Annotated in this window: 16 protein-coding genes; 8 read left to right on the forward strand and 8 right to left on the reverse strand. The window is 71.4% G+C overall.

Annotated features, from left to right (window positions below; translation table 11 throughout):
- Positions 1-34: 34 nt before the first annotated feature.
- From KIH74_RS11450 to KIH74_RS11470, 5 genes are all read left to right on the forward strand, one after another.
- Positions 35-1,360: an ABC transporter substrate-binding protein gene (locus KIH74_RS11450; protein WP_214155841.1), complete on the forward strand. Its 1,326-nt coding sequence runs from the start codon at positions 35-37 to the stop codon at positions 1,358-1,360.
- A 72-nt stretch (positions 1,361-1,432) separates the two neighbouring features.
- Positions 1,433-2,407 carry a carbohydrate ABC transporter permease gene (locus tag KIH74_RS11455; RefSeq protein ID WP_214155842.1) on the forward strand — a complete coding sequence of 325 codons (975 nt, stop codon included), beginning with the start codon at positions 1,433-1,435 and terminating at the stop codon, positions 2,405-2,407.
- Positions 2,404-3,285 (forward strand): carbohydrate ABC transporter permease, encoded by an 882-nt coding sequence (locus KIH74_RS11460; RefSeq protein WP_214155843.1) that lies wholly within the window; start codon positions 2,404-2,406, stop codon positions 3,283-3,285. The genes KIH74_RS11455 and KIH74_RS11460 overlap by 4 nt, the downstream gene beginning before the upstream one ends.
- 17 nt (positions 3,286-3,302) lie before the next feature.
- Complete coding sequence (locus tag KIH74_RS11465) at positions 3,303-4,325, forward strand: LacI family DNA-binding transcriptional regulator (RefSeq protein ID WP_214155844.1); 1,023 nt, start codon at positions 3,303-3,305, stop codon at positions 4,323-4,325.
- Between the two features lie 28 nt (positions 4,326-4,353).
- A complete protein-coding gene (locus KIH74_RS11470; RefSeq protein WP_214155845.1) occupies positions 4,354-5,550 on the forward strand; it encodes an MFS transporter in 1,197 nt (398 codons plus the stop codon).
- Between the two features lie 6 nt (positions 5,551-5,556).
- Here the strand turns inward: KIH74_RS11470 and KIH74_RS11475 are convergent, their stop codons facing one another.
- The 4 genes from KIH74_RS11475 to KIH74_RS11490 are packed head-to-tail and all read right to left on the reverse strand — an operon-like array spanning position 5,557 to position 8,890.
- Positions 5,557-6,549, reverse strand: a complete 993-nt coding sequence (locus tag KIH74_RS11475) for a helix-turn-helix domain-containing protein (protein ID WP_214155846.1) — start codon at positions 6,547-6,549, stop codon at positions 5,557-5,559.
- A gap of 21 nt (positions 6,550-6,570) precedes the next feature.
- Positions 6,571-7,548, reverse strand: coding sequence for an alpha/beta hydrolase (locus tag KIH74_RS11480; RefSeq protein WP_214155847.1), 978 nt, complete (start codon positions 7,546-7,548; stop codon positions 6,571-6,573).
- A gap of 51 nt (positions 7,549-7,599) precedes the next feature.
- Positions 7,600-8,529 carry a YhjD/YihY/BrkB family envelope integrity protein gene (locus KIH74_RS11485; RefSeq protein WP_214155848.1) on the reverse strand — a complete coding sequence of 310 codons (930 nt, stop codon included), beginning with the start codon at positions 8,527-8,529 and terminating at the stop codon, positions 7,600-7,602.
- Between the two features lie 55 nt (positions 8,530-8,584).
- On the reverse strand, positions 8,585-8,890 hold the full coding sequence (locus tag KIH74_RS11490; protein ID WP_214155849.1) for a hypothetical protein: 306 nt from the start codon (positions 8,888-8,890) through the stop codon (positions 8,585-8,587).
- 476 nt (positions 8,891-9,366) lie between these two features.
- Here KIH74_RS11490 and KIH74_RS11495 point away from each other — a divergent pair, with 476 nt between their 5' ends.
- Both KIH74_RS11495 and KIH74_RS11500 read left to right on the forward strand, forming a co-directional pair.
- Positions 9,367-10,242 (forward strand): pectate lyase, encoded by an 876-nt coding sequence (locus KIH74_RS11495; protein ID WP_214155850.1) that lies wholly within the window; start codon positions 9,367-9,369, stop codon positions 10,240-10,242.
- Positions 10,243-10,421: 179 nt separating this feature from the next.
- Entirely contained in the window at positions 10,422-11,681 is a 1,260-nt protein-coding gene (locus tag KIH74_RS11500; protein WP_214155851.1) for a calcium:cation antiporter family protein, read from the forward strand.
- On the opposite strand, the gene KIH74_RS11505 is transcribed toward KIH74_RS11500, so the two are convergent.
- The 3 genes from KIH74_RS11505 to KIH74_RS11515 form a co-directional block, all read right to left on the reverse strand.
- Entirely contained in the window at positions 11,678-13,618 is a 1,941-nt protein-coding gene (locus KIH74_RS11505) for an ABC transporter ATP-binding protein (protein WP_214155852.1), read from the reverse strand. The two genes, KIH74_RS11500 and KIH74_RS11505, sit on opposite strands and share 4 nt — an antisense overlap.
- Positions 13,619-13,672: 54 nt before the next feature.
- Positions 13,673-14,290: a hypothetical protein gene (locus KIH74_RS11510; RefSeq protein WP_214155853.1), complete on the reverse strand. Its 618-nt coding sequence runs from the start codon at positions 14,288-14,290 to the stop codon at positions 13,673-13,675.
- Positions 14,291-14,463: 173 nt separating this feature from the next.
- Positions 14,464-15,069, reverse strand: coding sequence for a hypothetical protein (locus tag KIH74_RS11515; protein ID WP_214155854.1), 606 nt, complete (start codon positions 15,067-15,069; stop codon positions 14,464-14,466).
- A gap of 113 nt (positions 15,070-15,182) precedes the next feature.
- On the opposite strand from KIH74_RS11515, the gene KIH74_RS11520 reads away from it, so the two are divergent.
- Positions 15,183-15,470, forward strand: coding sequence for a hypothetical protein (locus KIH74_RS11520; protein WP_214155855.1), 288 nt, complete (start codon positions 15,183-15,185; stop codon positions 15,468-15,470).
- Here the strand turns inward: KIH74_RS11520 and KIH74_RS11525 are convergent.
- Positions 15,467-16,315, reverse strand: a complete 849-nt coding sequence (locus KIH74_RS11525) for an SDR family oxidoreductase (RefSeq protein ID WP_214155856.1) — start codon at positions 16,313-16,315, stop codon at positions 15,467-15,469. The two genes, KIH74_RS11520 and KIH74_RS11525, sit on opposite strands and share 4 nt — an antisense overlap.
- Between the last annotated feature and the right edge of the window lie 177 nt (positions 16,316-16,492).

Raw genomic sequence — 16,492 nt, forward strand, 5'->3', positions numbered from 1 at the left:
AACGACGAAGCTGATGCTTCGCAAGGAGGACGTCATGCGGCGATCGCTGCGCGGCAGTCTCGTCACCCTCGCTGTCTCCGCCCTGCTGCTGTCCGCCTGTGGCGGATCGTCCGACTCGGACAGTGCGTCCGGTGACGAGGCGGTCAAGCCCGGTGAGAAGGTCGAGCTCAACTTCTGGTCCTGGGCTCCGGAGATGGACAAGACCGTCGAGGCCTGGAACGACACCCACCCCGACATCCACGTCACGGTCAACAAGCAGGACGGCGGCGACACCGCCGTCACCAAGCTGCTCACCGCGATCAAGGCCGGCAGTGGTGCCCCCGACCTGATGCAGGCCGAGTACCAGGCTCTGCCCACGCTGGTCGGCTCCGGCGCGCTGGCCGACATCAAGGACGACATCGGTGACGACGTGCAGGGGCACTTCGCCGAAGGTGTCTGGAGCGCGGTCACTCTCGGCACCGACGCGGTGTACGCGGTGCCGCAGGACTCGGCCCCGCTGATGTTCTTCTACCGCGCCGACGTGTTCGAGAAGTACGACATCGACGTGCCCACCACCTGGGACGAGTACGCCGCTGCCGCCAAGAAGATCCACGACGAGGACTCCAAGCAGTTCCTGGGCACCTTCTCCTCCAACGACGCCGGGCTGTTCGCCGGCCTCACCCAGCAGGCCGGGGCCAGCTGGTGGGGCATCGACGGTGACGCCTGGAGCGTGGCCATCGACTCGGACGCCTCGAAGAAGGTCGCCTCGTTCTGGGGCGGGCTGGTCGAGGACGGCGTCATCGACAACACCCCGATGTACACCCCGGCCTGGAACTCCGCGCTGAACAAGGGAACCCAGGTGGGCTGGGTCAGCGCCGTGTGGGCGCCGGGAGTGCTGGCGGGCAACGCCGGCGACACCGCGGGCAAGTGGAAGGTCGCTCCGCTGCCGCAGTGGAACGCCGGTGAGAACGTGACCGGGGCCTGGGGCGGATCGTCCACCGCCGTCACCTCGCAGTCCAAGCACAAGGCCGCCGCCGCGCAGTTCGCCGCCTGGCTGAACACCAGCGCCGAGGGCGTCAAGGCCCTGGCCACCGTCTCCAACGTGTACCCGGCCGACCAGCAGAACTCCGCCGCCGCCCTGACCGAGTCGCCGGAGTTCTTCGAGAACCAGGACGACTTCTACGACGTCGCCGCGTCGGTGGCGGGCACGGTGAACAGCTTCACCTACGGCCCCAACACCAACGTCGCCTACAGCGCCTTCAACGACGCGTTCGGCAAGGCGGCGCAGTCGAAGAAGGCGTCCTCGTTCACCGAGGCCCTGGCCACGATGCAGAGCCAGACCGTCGAGGACCTGAAGAGCAACGGGTTCACCGTCAAGTAGACCCCCTCTCGGCCGTGCTTCCCCCGACCTCGGGCCAGGGGAAGCACGGCGGATTCTCGGTAGGAGCCATCGATGACCAGCATCACCAGCGAGCCGAACAGCGGCACGGTGCGCCGTGTTCCGGATCAGACCCCGCCACGCAGACGGTCCCGCGTGCCGAAGGCGCCGTACGCGTTCGTGCTCCCCGCCGTCTTCCTGTTCGTGTTCTCGATCGCGATCCCCATCCTCTACACCGCCTATCTCAGCCTGCGCACGGTGAAGGTGGAGGGCCTGGGGCTGGGGCCGGGGGCGCGCACCGAGGTCTGGGCGGGCCTGGAGAACTACGCCGGCACCCTGACCGACCGCGACTTCCTGTCCAGCGTGCTGCGGGTGCTCGGCTACGGGCTCGTGGTGATCCCGGTGATGCTGGGCCTGGCCTTGCTTTTCGCCCTGCTGCTGGACTCGGTGCGGGTGCGGGCCCGGCGGTTCTCCCGGCTGGTCATCTTCATGCCGTACGCGGTGCCGGCCGTGATCTCCTCGCTGCTGTGGGGTTTCCTCTACCTGCCCGCCGTCAGCCCGTTCACCTACGCCGCCGACCAGGTCGGTGTGACTCTGCCGCAGCCGATGGCGCCGGGCCTGGTGCTGTTCGGCATCGCCAACATCGCGGTCTGGGGCGGCGTCGGGTTCAACATGATCGTGCTCTACACCGCGCTGCGCTCGATCCCCACCGAGCTCTACGAGGCGGCCCGCATCGACGGCTGCTCGGAGGTTCAGATCGCTTGGCGGATCAAGGTTCCCATCGTCATCCCGTCGCTGATCATGACGTCGGTGTTCGGCATGATCACCACCCTCCAGGTGTTCGCCGAGCCGACCGTGCTGCGGCCGCTGACCAACAACATCTCCACCAGCTGGAGCCCGCTGATGATGATCTACCGGGACGCCTTCACCCGCAACGACATCTACTCCGCCTCCGCCACCTCGGTGGTGCTGGCCGTGGCCACGTTCGTGCTGTCCTTCGGGTTCCTGCGCCTGGTGCAGAACCGAGCCTTCGCCCAGGAGAACCGATGAGCACCGCGACCCTTCCGGACCGCACCACCGGCACGTCCGGAACCGCCCGGCAGAGGCCGAGTTTCGTCGGCACCGGTCTTCTGGTGGTCGGCGCCGTCTACTGTCTCGTGCCGGTGGTCTGGGTGTTCATGGCCTCCACCAAGAGTTCGAGCGAGTTGTTCTCCACCTTCACCTACGCGCCCAGCGGCAACCTGTTCAGCAACATCTCCGACCTGAGCAGCTACCGGGACGGGCTGTTCTGGCGCTGGATGGTGAACACCGCGCTCTACGCCGGTGTCGGGGCGGGCCTGTCCACCGTGGTGTCGGCGATGGCCGGCTACGCGATGGCGAAGTTCCGCTTCCCGGGGCGCGGCGTGCTGTTCAACGTGCTACTCGCCGGGGTGCTGGTGCCCGGCGTGGTGCTGGCCGTGCCGCAGTACCTGCTGTTCGCGAAACTCGGCCTGACCAACACCTACTGGGCTGTTCTGCTGCCGAGCCTGATCAGCCCCTACGGCATCTACCTGGCCCGGATCTACGTGTCCGCGGCGGTGCCCGACGAGGTGATCGAGGCGGCCCGTACCGACGGCGCCAAGGACCTGCGGGTGTTCTCGTCGATCGTGATGCCGATGATGGTGCCCGGGCTGGTGACGATCTTCCTGTTCCAGTTCGTCGCGATCTGGAACAACTTCATGCTGCCGTTCGTGATGCTCGGCGACGACAAGCTGTTCCCGGTCACGGTGGGCCTGTCCGGCCTGCTGAACCAGGGCTCGCAGCAACCGGCCATGTACACGCTGGTGATCACCGGTGCGCTGCTGTCGATCCTGCCGCTGCTCGCGCTGTTCCTGTTGCTCCAGCGGTTCTGGCAGGTCGATCTGGCCGCCGGGGCCGTGAAGAGCTGACGAGATAGCCTTCCGACGTGCAGCTTCGAGGAGGGGACAAGCGTCCCACCATCCGTGACGTGGCCAGCGTCGCGGGGGTCTCCAGGGGAACCGTCTCGCGGGTGCTCAACGGCGGTGAGCGGGTCAGCCGCCAGGCACGGGACGCGGTGGCCCGGGCGATCGCCGAGACCGGGTACACCGCCAACCACGCCGCGCGCACACTCGCCCTGGGCCGCTCCAACACGGTGGCGTTCCTGCTCAGCGAGCCGCAGCACATCCTGTTCGAGGACCCGACGTTCGCCCGGCTGATGGGTGGCTGCACGCGTGCCCTGGCCGAGCACGGCATGCTGCTCACCCTGGTCACCGCCGGCACCCCGGCCGACCGGGAGCGGGCCGTGGGCTACGTGGCGGCGCGGCACGTGGACGGGGTGCTGCTGGTCTCCAGCCACGCCGTCGACCCGGTGGCCGAGGAACTGATCGCCACCGGCGTGCCGACCGTGGTGTGCGGCCGGTTCCCCGGCCTGGAGTCGCGGATCAGCATGGTCGGCGCCGACGACCTGGACGGCGGCCGGCAGATGACCGGCCACCTGCTGGATCAGGGCGCCTGCACGATCGCGCACATCACCGGGCAGATGGACACACCCGGTGGGTTCGGCCGGCTGGAGGGGTACAAGGAGGCGCTGGCCGCGGCCGGGCTGCCGGTGCGGCCGGAGCTGATCGTGCACGGCGACTACTCCCGGGAGAGCGGGGCCGAGGGCATGCGGGCCCTGCTGGAGCGGGTGCCCGACCTGGACGGGGTGTTCGTGGCCTCCGACCTGATGGCGGCCGGGGCCTGTGCGGTGCTGCGGGAGGCGGGCCGGCGGATTCCGGACGACGTGCGGGTGGGCGGGTTCGACGACGCCGGGGTGGCCGAGCACCTCGACCCCGAGCTGACCACGATGCGGCAGCCGTTCGAGCGGATCAGCCGGGAGATGGTGCGCCTGCTGCTGTCGCGCATCGACGGCGAGGGCGACGCCTCGGTGTTCCTGCCCTCCACCCTGATCCGGCGGGCCTCGACCTGAAAGCCCGCACCCCGTAGGGTGATCCGTTGTGAGTACCGCCCTGACCGAGCCCGGCGTGATCGCCCGCCGGGCCCGGATCGCCGTCGCCGTCCTGTTTTTCACCAATGGTGCGCTTTTCGCCAACCTGCTGCCACGCTATCCGGAGATCAAGGCCGACCTGGGCCTGTCCAACGCCGCGTTCGGCAGCGCGGTGGCGGCCTATCCGCTGGGTGCGCTGGTGGCCGGGCTCAGCGCCGGGGTGCTGATCCGGCGGTTCCGCTCGTCGCGGGTGGCGATCGTCGCGACCTGGCTGGCGGCAGCCGGTTTCGTCGCCGCCGGGCTGGCACCGGCCTGGATCGCCCTGGCCGGTGCGCTGTTCGTGGCCGGGGCGATGGACTCGATCACCGACGTCGCGCAGAACTCGCACGGCCTGCGGGTGCAGCGGCTGTACGGCCGTTCCGTCCTCAACTCCTTCCACGCGGTCTGGAGCATGGGAGCGGTGCTCGGCGGGGCGATGGGGGCAGGGCTGGCCGCCCTCGGGCTGGCCACCTCCACCCACATGATCGTGTCCGGCGTGCTGTTCAGCGCGATGTCGGCCGCCTCGTACCGCTGGTTGCTGCCCGGCGCCGAGCCGGTCGAGACGGTGGACGACGAGGAGGCTGCGCCCGCCCGGCGCGGTTCTTTCGGCCCGGCCGTGGTCGGACTGCTGCTGGCCCTGGTCGTGATCGCGGCCGGCGGGGCCGTGGTGGAAGACGCCGGTGCCTCGTGGGCGGCCATCTACCTGTCCGGTTCGCTCGGGGCCAGCACGTTCGTGGCTGGGCTGGGCTTCATCGCGTTGCAGGGGTTGCAGTTCGTCGGCCGGCTGCTCGGCGACCCGCTGGTGGACCGGTTCGGCCAGCGCGCGGTGGCCCGGGCCGGGGGAGTGGTGGTGCTGCTCGGCATGGGCTCGGCCCTGCTGGTGCCCACCGTGATCGGCACGATCGCCGGTTTCGGCCTGGCCGGGCTGGGGATCGCCACGCTGATCCCGGCAGCCATGCACGGCGCCGACGAGATCCCGGGCCTGGCACCGGGAGTCGGGCTGACCGTGGTCAGCTGGCTACTGCGCGTGGGGTTCCTGGCAGCCCCGCCGATCGTCGGGGCGGTGGCCGACGCCACCTCGCTGCGGGCCGGGCTGCTGGTGGTGCCGGTGGCCGGGATGCTGGTGATCCTCTTCTCGGGGGTGCTCTCCACCCAGCGCCGCGGCTGAACGGCTTCAGGCGGTCCGGTGCAGCCGGAGCAGGGCGATCGCCAGGGCCAGCCGGGTCTGGCCGGTGCGGTCGCGAGTGTTCCAGCCCAGCAGGGTCTCCGCGTGCCGGAGCCGGTCCTGGAGCGTGGAGTGGTGCACCCCGAGCGCGCGGGCGGCGTCGCGCAGGCTGACGGCCTGGTTCACCGCCACCAGGCTGGGCAGAACCCAGGCGGCCGTGGCGGCGGCCCGGTCCAGCGTGAGCACGTCCGGGTGCGGAGCGGGTGCCTCCTCGGCCGCCCGCAGCAGGAGCAGCAGCGCACCCAGCTCGTCGGCGTGCACCACCCGCGGCCCCGGATCCCGCTCGTCGCCGTCGGCGCTCAGCCGCAGCGCCAGGCGGGCCTGCTCCCACGACCGGGGCAGCTCGGCGACCGTGCCCGCCGCGCCGATCCCGGCCCGGGCGCCGCTCCCGGCCGGCGCCCCGGCCGCCACCACCCGGGGCGGGGCGCCGAGTTCGGCCACGGCGCGCACGGTCTCGGGCAGGTGCAGACGGCGGGCGGCGGCCACCCGCTCCGCCTCGGGCACCGACGCGTCCACCAGCAGCCCGACGGCCGTGGCCGGTGAGGGACCGAGCACGATGCGGGCCGCCGCGCCCGCCCGCTCCAGCACCACGGCCGGCAGGGTGCCGGGCCGGCCGGGCAGTTCCAGCCACAGCGCCGCCCCCGCGTCGTCCAGCACGGCGCACGGCCAGGCCGGGTCGACGTCAGGCCGGCCCGGGGCGAGGTGGTGCGGGGCCGGGCCGGGTCCGGCCGGTGAGGCCGCGCCGTTCGCCAGCACCCGCACGTCCAGCCCGCGCGAGGGCACCCGCAGCCGGGCCGGCACCCCGGCCAGGTGCGCGGCGGCCCGCACGATGGAGTGCAGCCCGGCGCCGGACTCGGTGAGCGCGTCGAAGTGCCGGACCACCCGCACGGCACTGCCCGCCTCGGGGTCGAGCCGGGCCAGGCGCAGCGCCAGATTCTCCATACCCCATCATAGGAACCGGTTTCAGGGCTCCAGCAGCCGTCGCAGCCAGCCCAGCCGGGCCGTGGTGGTGTCGCGGGTCAGCTGCGCGTGCGGCGCCAGCACCGGGTAGCCGTGGTAGCCGCCGGGCCAGACGTGCAGCTCGGCCACCCCACCGGCCTGCCAGATCGCCATCGCGTAGGCCACGTCCTCGTCGCGGAAGATCTCCGCGGAACCGACGTCCACGAATGCCGGCGGCAGGCCGGACAGATCGGTGGCCCGCGCCGGGGCGGCGTACGGCGACACCTCCGGCCCGCCCCGGGCGTCGCCGAGCAGCGCCGTCCACCCGGTCTCGTTGCTGTCCTGTCGCCAGGTGCCGCTGGTGGACATCTGCCGGGCCGAGAAGGAGTCGTTGCGGTCGTCGAGCATCGGGCACAGCAGCATCTGGCCGAGCAGGGCGGGCCCGCCCCGGTCGCGGCACAGCAGGGCGACGGCCGCGGCCAGCCCACCCCCGGCGCTGCCCCCGGCACAGACGATGCGGGCCGGGTCGATGCCCAGCCCGGCGGCCTGGCCGGCCAGCCAGACCAGCGCGGCGTAGCAGTCCTCGACCGGCGTGGGATGCGGGTGCTCGGGCGCCAGCCGGTAGCCCACCGACACCACCGCGAGACCGAATTCCTCGGCGCAGGCGAAGGGTTCGCCGAGACCGGTGCGGTGGTCGCCCATGATCATGCCGCCGCCGTGGATCCAGTAGATCGCCCCGACCGGCGTCTGCACCCCGGCCGGCCGGCAGATCAGCAGCGGCACGCCCGCCGCCACCTCGACCTCCTGCACGTCGAAACGCCCACCGCGGGAGAGCTCCTCGGCGGTGACCGCGGTCATCTCGTCCCGGCTGGTCCGCAGCATCGGAATGGCCTTGATCGTCACGGGTTTCGCCAGCATGTCGGCGATCGGGGCCAGGGCGGCGGCGCACTCGGCGTCGAACGGCGGCACGGCCTGGGATGTCTGCGGTGACGTCGTCATCATCGGTCTCCTGCTGATCGGGCCTGATCGGGCGGGATCGGGCGGTTCGATCCCTCAGCCTGCCCCGCCCGGCGAGGCCGGACCAGCCGCCACCCGTCCCGTGTCGTCCGCCGTCCGGCGGTCGTCCCGGTCGTCCTGGTCATGGCCGGCGCCGAACATGCCGTCCAGTGCCCAGGTGAGCGCGTAGCCCACGCAGACCACGGCGTGCAGCACCCACAACCACAGCAGCAGCGCGGTGGTCACACCGACCAGGCCGAGCCCGCCGAACGGCCGCCCGAGATCCACCGGCAGGGCCAGGAACAGGGTGAAGCCCTGGAGGAACCCGGACACGAAGGCCGCCGTCACCACCGCGGCCACCCAGGCCGCCCGCCAGTCCGGCCGCCCCGGCGCCACCACCCGGAACATCCAGGCCAGCGGCGCCCACAGGATCACCCAGACCAGGTTGAGCCCCAGGTACGACGCCGCGACCACCCCGGGCAGGCCGTTCTCCGTCTCCAGGTTCTCCACGGTCGGGGTGATCACCAGCAGCGCCAGCAGCATCAGCGGCGCCAGTCCGAGCAACGGCAGGGTGAGCAGACGAGCCTTCAGGGACGGCGGGGGTGCGGCCCGGTGCGGTGTGGGCACCAGCCTCACCAGCGCCCGGCTCAGCCCTCGGCCGTACGCGGAGGCCATGAAGACCGCGAACAGCACCGACAGCGGCGACAGCGACAGACCGGAGGAGAACAGCGCCCGTACCCACGACCCGGCGCCCTGCTGATCCGGGATGGCGACGGCCAGGCTGCCGCCGAGCCCGGCGATCCGCTCCCGCCCGAACAGCACCCCGGCCAGGGCGACGGCCACCAGCAACGTGGGCACGGCGGCCAGCGCTCCGTACAGCGTGGCCCCGGCCGACAGCAGGGCGGTGTCGGTGCCCGCCAGCCCGGCCCGGGTGTCACGCACAGCCCGCCCCACCGCCCACCGCACCCGGGACCACACGCTCAGCACCCGCCCAGCATCATGCACCGGGCCGGGTTCGGCACGACGGGGGCGGGAGGACGGATCAGGCGAAGGGATCGGTGTCGTCGCGCGGGTCCCGTTCCCGCACGATGCGGCGGCGCAGCCGGAGTAGATCCTCGCCCGCCGTGCAGGCGCGGGTGCGCCGCTCGCCGACAGGGACCAGCAGGCCGGCGTCGACCATCTGTTTCAGGTCCCGGCCCGCGGTCTGGAAGCTGATCTCCTCCTCGCCGCTGTCTGCCGGTCCGCTGCGGTAGGTGGCGTTGCGAACCCGTGGACCCGAGGCGGCATCAGGGGCGGTGCGCGCCCGGCCCCGAGGGGCCTCCCACGGGGGCCCGAACCGGGCGCGCACCTTGCACCGCGACCGCGACGGAGGGATGTCTGCGGGACGCGGTGCCTTCAGCCGTGGCACGCCCCAGGTGGAGGGTGGGCCACGGCCGCTTCTGGGCCGCGCTCCCAGTTAGCCCTGCCGGAGCTCCGGAGCCAATCGGGTGGAAGCGGACATCCCACTTGTCTTCTTGATCCACGACCGATGTCGCCCGTGCGTGACGGTGCGACTGCGGTGCGGCTTCGGTGCAGGTCAGGACCACCGGGAGCGGTGGTTCAAAAATAATTCCCGGAAAGCGGCAACCTTTCGGGCCTCTCGACTGACTTAGGGGCGTCAGAAGCGCGGGGCCCGGTGAGGCCTCCCGGCCCATTCAGGGTGGGCCCGGAGGGAAATCAGGCCTATTCAGGGTAGGCCTGCCTACTCACCGGCCCTGCGTCTGGATTTTCGTCCAATGCCGACTCGAAGCCGAGTCCTGGCAACCCTCCCGGAAAGGGAATCGCATGAAAAGCCCCTCGCGCGGCGGTTTGAAGAGCGCCTTCAGCACGAAACGCCGGGTCTGGACCGGCGTGATCGCCGCGGTCGTCCTGGCGGCCGCCGCCGGTACGGTTGCCTCGGCTGCGAACAGCAGCTCCTCGTCGACCAGCGCGACGACGGCGAGTTCCTCGTACCCGACCGCGATCCCGACCAAGGCGTCCGCGCTGAGCCTGACCTGGCCGACCGCGACGGGCACCACCAACCTCACCGCCACCAAGACGGTGAGCAGCTACGACGGTGGCATGAAGCGCGTCCAGGGCTGGGGCGGTAGCCAGGACGAGGACCAGGACCCGCTGTTCATCGTCAAGGACGGTGGCACGATCCAGAACGTCATCATCGGCAACAAGGCCGGCGACGGGATCCACTGCGAAGGCACGTGTTTGATCAAGAACGTCTGGTGGGAGGACGTGGGCGAGGACGCCGCCACCCAGAAGGGCAAGGTCTCCGGCCAGGTCATGCAGATCGACGGCGGCGGCGCGAAGAAGGCCGACGACAAGGTCTTCCAGCAGAACGGCCCCGGCAAGCTGGTCGTGCAGAACTTCGTGATCCAGGACTTCGGCAAGCTGTACCGCTCCTGCGGTAACTGCTCCACGCAGTACCAGCGCTCGGCCGAGTTCTACAACGTGATTGTCGTCGACCCGGGTAAGTCCCTGGCCGGCATCAACACCAACTACAAGGACACCGCCACGTTCAAGTGGATCCGTCTGTACGACGACGACAAGAGCATCTCGATCTGCGACAAGTACACGGGTAACAGCAGTGGCAAGGAGCCGACCAAGACCGGTTCCGGTGCGGACGGCACCTACTGCAAGTACTCGTCCTCGGACATCACCTACAAGTAATCAGGTGAGAGTCGCTGCCGGACAGCGACATTACAGGGGATGACAGAGCCGGCCCGGCCCCGCGAGGGGACGGGCCGGCTTTCTCGTGCCCACGGGCGTCCTCTGGAATCGCCGGAACTGCCGCTTCCGCGCATAGTGGTCCGGGCAACGCCACCGGGCGCGAGGGGAGCTGTCGTATCGTGAGCACGACCACCCAGGCACCACCCCGCGCCGACCGGGGCCGGCTGATCCGCTCCGTCGGGCTGTGCGTGCTGCTGGCCCTGCCGGCTCTGGTGATCCGCCTGTCCGGAGCGGAGATTCAGCCGGTCGTGGCCATGCTGGTCTACGGTGCAGCGGTTTTCGCCGCTTCATTCGTGCTGGCCTGGGCCGCCGAGGCGGCACAGGTGGACATCTCCGGGGGCCTGGCCATCGCGATCCTGGCGCTGATCGCGGTGCTTCCGGAATACGCGGTGGACCTGTTCTACGCCTGGTCGGCGGGCAGCGACCCGGAGTACGTGCAGTACGCTGCGGCGAACATGACCGGCTCGAACCGTCTTCTGCTCGGGCTGGGCTGGCCGGTGGTGGTGCTGGTCGGGCTGTGGGGTCTGCGGCGGGCGGGCGAACTGCGCGGGCACGTGCTGCCGCTCGACGCCGGCAACCGGCTGGAGCTCGGATTCCTGCTGTTCGCCGGGATCTTCGCCTTCCTGATGCCGCTGGCCGGGCAGATCCACGTGTGGATGGGCGTGGTGCTGTTCGTCTGGTTCGGCTACTACGCCTACCGGCTCGCCCACGGCCCGGTGGAGGAACCGAGGCTGCGGGGCACCTCGGCCGCGATCGGGGCGCTGCCGCGCACGGCCCGCCGCTGCACGCTGGCCGGGCTGTTCCTGTTCGCCGCCGCCGTGGTGATGGCGTCGGCCGAACCCTTCGCGCACAGCCTGGTCGAGGGCGGGCAGCAGCTGGGCGTGGACGAATTCCTGCTGGTGCAGTGGGTGGCCCCGCTGGCCTCCGAGGCGCCGGAGTTCATCATCGCGATCATGTTCGCGGCCCGGGGCAACGCGACCGCCGCGATCGGCACGCTGATCTCGTCGAAGGTCAACCAGTGGACGCTGCTGGTCGGGTCGCTGCCGATGGCCTACTGGGCGGGTGGCGGCGAACCGGCGCTGCCGCTCGACCACCGGCAGGCCGAGGAGATGCTGCTGACCTCCGCGCAGACCGTGCTCGGCATCGCGCTGATCCTGGGTCTGCGGTTCCACCGCTGGTCGGCGTGGGTCCTGCTGTTGCTGTTCGCGGTGCAGTTCCCGGTCACCGGCACGACCGGCCGGCTGATCCTGTCGGCGGTCTACGGGGTGCTGGCTCTGGTCGCCCTCGGCCTGAACGCCCGGCACCTGCTGCCCACACTGCGGGCGCCGTTCACGAAGGACCTGATCCCGGAGTCCGAGTACGCCGACCGCGCGCCCTAGGGCTCGTCGGCCCGATAACCGCTGGCCTGCAACGAGAACAGCTCACAGTAGCGCCCCCGCAGGGCCATCAGCTGGGCGTGCGTGCCGGTCTCGGTCACCACGCCCTCGTGCATCACGAAGATCCGGTCGGCGTGCATCACGTTGGCCAGGCGGTGGGTGACGAGGATCGTGGTGAGCACGCCCTGCCGCGCCCGCAGGTCCTGGAACAGGGCGTCCTCGGCGCGCGGGTCGAGGGCGGACGATGGCTCGTCCATGATCAGCAGGTCGGCGTCGCGATAGAAGCCGCGGGCGGCGGTGATCCGCTGCCACTGCCCGCCGGACAGGTCCTGACCGTCCTTGAAGGTGCGGTCGAGCAGCGTGTCGTAGCCGTGCGGCAGATCGAGCACCATCTCGTGGGCCAGTGCCCGGCGTGCCGCCAGCTCGATGCGGGCCCGGTCGGGCGGGGCGTCGATGGCGCCCATCGCGATGTTGGCCGCGGCCGAGTAGGGCCACCGGTGGTGCTCCTGGAGGACCACCCCGGTGCGAGCCCGCAGCAGCTCCGGATCCCAGTCGTCATAGGGCTTTCCGTTCCAGTGGAGGACGCCGCCGGTGGGCCGGCGCAACCCCGCGATCATGGCCGCCAGCGTGGACTTGCCGGAGCCGTTCTCCCCGACGAGCGCGATCGTCTCGCCTGCCGTGACGGTGAACGTGACCCGGTCGACGGCGGGGGAGTGACGATCCGGGTATTGCAGGCTGACGCCGCGCACCTCCAGCTGCCGTAGCGGCCCGGGGTGGGGGCGGGGCTCCTCGTCGTCCTGCGTCATGGGTGTGGCCGGGAGGTGATGACCGGCGCGCTCCAGGAAGGTGAGGTAGTCGCGCACGTACTGGCCCTCGTTGTAGACCCGCTCGATCTGCCAGGTCATGGCCATCAGCCCGGCCTGTGCGGCCTGCACCGCCACCACGCAGGTGACCGCGGCCGACAACGGGATGCGTCCGGTGGCGAGCAGCACCCCGAGCAGCACCCAGACGCCCGCCAGGCCGATGCCGCCGATCATGGTGCCCACCGCGGTGTTGACGGTGACCCTGCGGGCCAGACGCAGTTCCTCCACGGTCTGGATGCGCATCACCATGTCGTACTGCTTCAGCAGGAATCCGCGCAGACCGTAGGAACGCAGTTCCGCCGCGGACTTTCGTTCGGCCATCTGGTGGTGCAGCACCCAGAGCCGTCGCCGGCGCACCGACCCGGCCAGGAAGTGCGCGTAGCGCAGATGACCTGAGCGCAGCGCGGCGTAGGCCTTGGGCAGGGTGGCCACGACCAGGGCGAGCAGCAGCAGCGGATTGATCACCAGCACGGCCACCCCCACCGCCAGCAGGTTGACCAGCCCGGCCAGGGTGTCGGCGGTGCCGCGCACCAGCTCGTTGACGTCTTCCCCGCAGGTTTTGGCGCGCTCCATGTCGTCGGCGAAGGCGTCGCCGTCGAACGCCTCCAGTCGCACGCCGGTGGTGGCCTCGAAATAGCGCCGCTCGGTGGTCTGTTTCACCCGCGGGGCCAGACCGATCTGCGCGTAGCCGGTGACGATGGCGAGTGTGCCGCGCACCGCGGCGATGCAGCCGAGCAGGACCAGGGCCGGGAACGCGGCGCGCACCCGGTCGGCGGTGGGACCGTTGCCGAACAGCTCCACCAGTACCTGCTGGGTGGACAGCAACCCGAACGTGGACAGCACGCCGCCACCGATCGTGGCCACCCCGATCAGCACGGTGCGCAGGCGGTCGGCCCGCCAGGCCACCAGGACGGCGTGCCTGACCAGGGAGGGCAACTCGGCGAACACCCCGGTGAGCGCGGTGCCGGCCCGGCGGCGAGCACCGGTTTCCCACCACGCGTCACGCAGCTCGGGAAGCACTGCCTGATGTACGTTTTCGGCCAGGGATTCGTCCGGGCGGGTCGCCGTCACATCCATCGGGCCACTGTCGGGAGGTACCCGGAGGTAGTCGATGGCGGATGCAGCGGGAGGTCAGTACCCGCCGCCCGAGGAGCCGCTGTCCGAGTGGCCGGCGTCGTGGGTGTGGTGCCACGACGTGTCGACGGCGGTGTAGCCGTGGTCGGTGAGGCGAGCGCCGTTGCCCACCGGCCGGTCGTCGAAACCCGAGCCGGCCCGGGACACGTCGATGCGCATGCCGGGCACCGCGTGCCGGCCGGGTGGCGGGTTCAGCCGGGTCTGGAGCAGGTGCCGCAGCCGGTCGTCGTAGCCCGGGCCGCGGCGGGTGGCCCGGGCGATCGTCGTCACCGAGGTGGACAGATGACCGTGCAGGTCGGTGACGGCCAGCGTGCGGCGGGTCTCCGCCACGGCCACGGGATCGAAGACGGTGCAGCGGAACTCGGCCCGCAGCGGCACGCCGAGCGACAACCGGCGTTCCTTGAGCCGGGCGCGCACGGCCAGCGGCACGTCGGTGCGCACGTCCACCTCGGTGACCGCCCGCACCGCCGCGTCGGCGGGCACCGGCCCGGAACCGGCCAGCAGGTGCCGGCCGTCGGCGAGGTGAAGCACCAGGGCCCGGCCCGGTCGTGGCCGGCCGACCGTCTCGCCGGGCTGGAGTTCGTGGTGACTGATGATGGGATAACGGCTCGTCATGAGACCCCTCCTTCTCGAGGATCCGCCGTTCGCAACGATTCTGAGTCGGCTTCCGGGCTACCACCGCGTCCGCTCCGCCGAGGGTGCAGTGCGGGTGCGCGGTGCACCCCTGGCGTCCGGGACGGGGTGGTTCAAAGGCGGACGTAGGCGGCCGACGGGGCGGATCGTGCCGGTCAGTCCCCGTCCGATGACTGCGGTGTGGGCCAGGGGAAACCGCCGAAGTCGGGGAACAGGTCGTCGTCCACCAGTTTTTCGGGGTGCGACACGGTGGGGCGGCTGCCGGCCGCCCGCACCGCGGAGGTGCTGCTGATCTTGCCGACCTCGATCCGCATGCCGAACACCGGATGGGTGCCGGTCAGCGGGTCGAGCTGCCGTTGCAGCTCGCGCACCAGGCAGGCGTCGAGGTCCGCCTCCAGGGGGAGCGGCTCACCGATGGCCTGCACCAGACCGGCCAGGAATCCGGGCAGGTCGGCGACGGCCGGGTGGCGGCGGTTCTGCGCCACGGTGACCGGGTTGAGCACCGAGCAGACGAAATCCACCTGGATCGTGGTGACGAAGCGGCGGGGCAGGTAGCGCGTCACCTCGGTGAGCACGGCCAGACCGACGTGCGGCCGGGCGTCCACCTCGGTGGCGGCCTGCGGCACCTGACCCCCGGGCAGCGGCCCGGGCAGGAACGTCCCGTCGCCGGACCGGTGCACCACCACGACGTCGGTGCCGGACGGCGGCGGGCCGACGAGGCCCGGCTCACGGTGACTGATGATCGGATAGCGGTTCGGCATGTGCCCTCCCTGGTGCCCGCGATATCAACGCGAGCAGAGGGCCGCTCGGTACAGGGAACTGGTGAGAGTGCGGTGCGGGTGCGCATGGGCGATGCCGGTGCGAGGGTCGGGAGATGGCGAACAAGGACACGGACAACCTGGTGGAACAGCAGGGCGTGAACGCGGGGGAGCCGAACCCGGGCGCGGCACCGGACCAGAAGCCGGACCCGGCGCAGGACTCAGCGCAGGACTCAGCGCAGCACGACGGGCCTGCTCAGCGACCCGACCCGCGGCAGGGCCTGATCGGCTACCCCGCGCTGAAGACCGACGAGCAGCTCACCGGTGGCCCGGTGCCGGAGCACCAGGAGGACCCGGGCACCAAGGACGGCTCGTCCGGCCAGGACGAGGGACTGATGGACTAGTCCTTCGCCCGCAACAGCTGCTCGAGGCTCGTGGCCGGGTGCCCGGTCAGGTCGGCCACGGCGCTGCTGACCTGTGCCAGCTCACCCGCCGCGATCGCCGTGTAGGTGGAGATCCAGGCCTCGACCTCCCAGTCCGGGGCGCCGTACCCGGCCCGTGAGGCCCGGGCCTCGGCCATGGTCTCCCGGTGGTAGGTGACCTCGCGCCCGGTGACGGCGGTCAGCGTGGCCGCCACCTGGTCGAGCGTGAGGGCCTGAGGGCCGGTCAGGTCGTAGGTGGCCCCGGCGTGTGCGGCCGGGTCGCGCAGCACCACCTCGGCCACCTCGGCGATGTCGTCCTGGGTCACGGCGGCCACCTGCCCGTCCCCGGCCGGGCCCCGGATCACTCCGTCGTCACCGGCCAGGCCGGGCAGGAAGTCGGCGTACAGGTTGTCGCGCAGGAAGGTGAAGGCCGGACCGCTGCCGCGCAGGTGCTGCTCGGTGTGCCAGTGGTCGCGGGCGTGGGTGAAGGTGGCGTCGGGCGCGGCCCCGGCGAACGACACGTAGACCACGTGCCGCACCCCGGCCGCCACCGCGGCGTCGACGAATCCCCGGTGCGCCGTGACCCGGTCCGGCGACTCGGTGCCGGACACCATGAACAGCGTGCTGACCCCCGTCAGCGCCGCGCGCACGGCCGGGGTGTCGGCGTAGGTGATGGCCTGGGCCTGCGCACCGGGCAGCTGCGGGGCCCGGGCCGGATCGCGCACCAGCAGACGCTGGGCGACTCCGGCAGCGGCCAGGCGGCGGGCCACCCGGCCGCCGAGACGGCCTGTGGACCCGGTGATCCCGAGGAGCTCGGTGCTGGTCATGCTGTCCTTCCGCCGACGACGCGGTTGACTCTAGAACGTCGCGGGGCGGCCGCAAAAACGGCTCGCGCCGGGCGGAATCGCGGGATTCGGCCGGCGCGGGAGACGTGTTCGCGGCGGGACTGCTGGCCGTGCTGGTGGCCGGCAGTCCCGGGCCGCAAGCGGTGGGACGTGGTGGAA

It is taken from the genome of Kineosporia corallincola (assembly GCF_018499875.1).
Classification (GTDB): Bacteria; Actinomycetota; Actinomycetes; order Actinomycetales; family Kineosporiaceae; genus Kineosporia; species Kineosporia corallincola.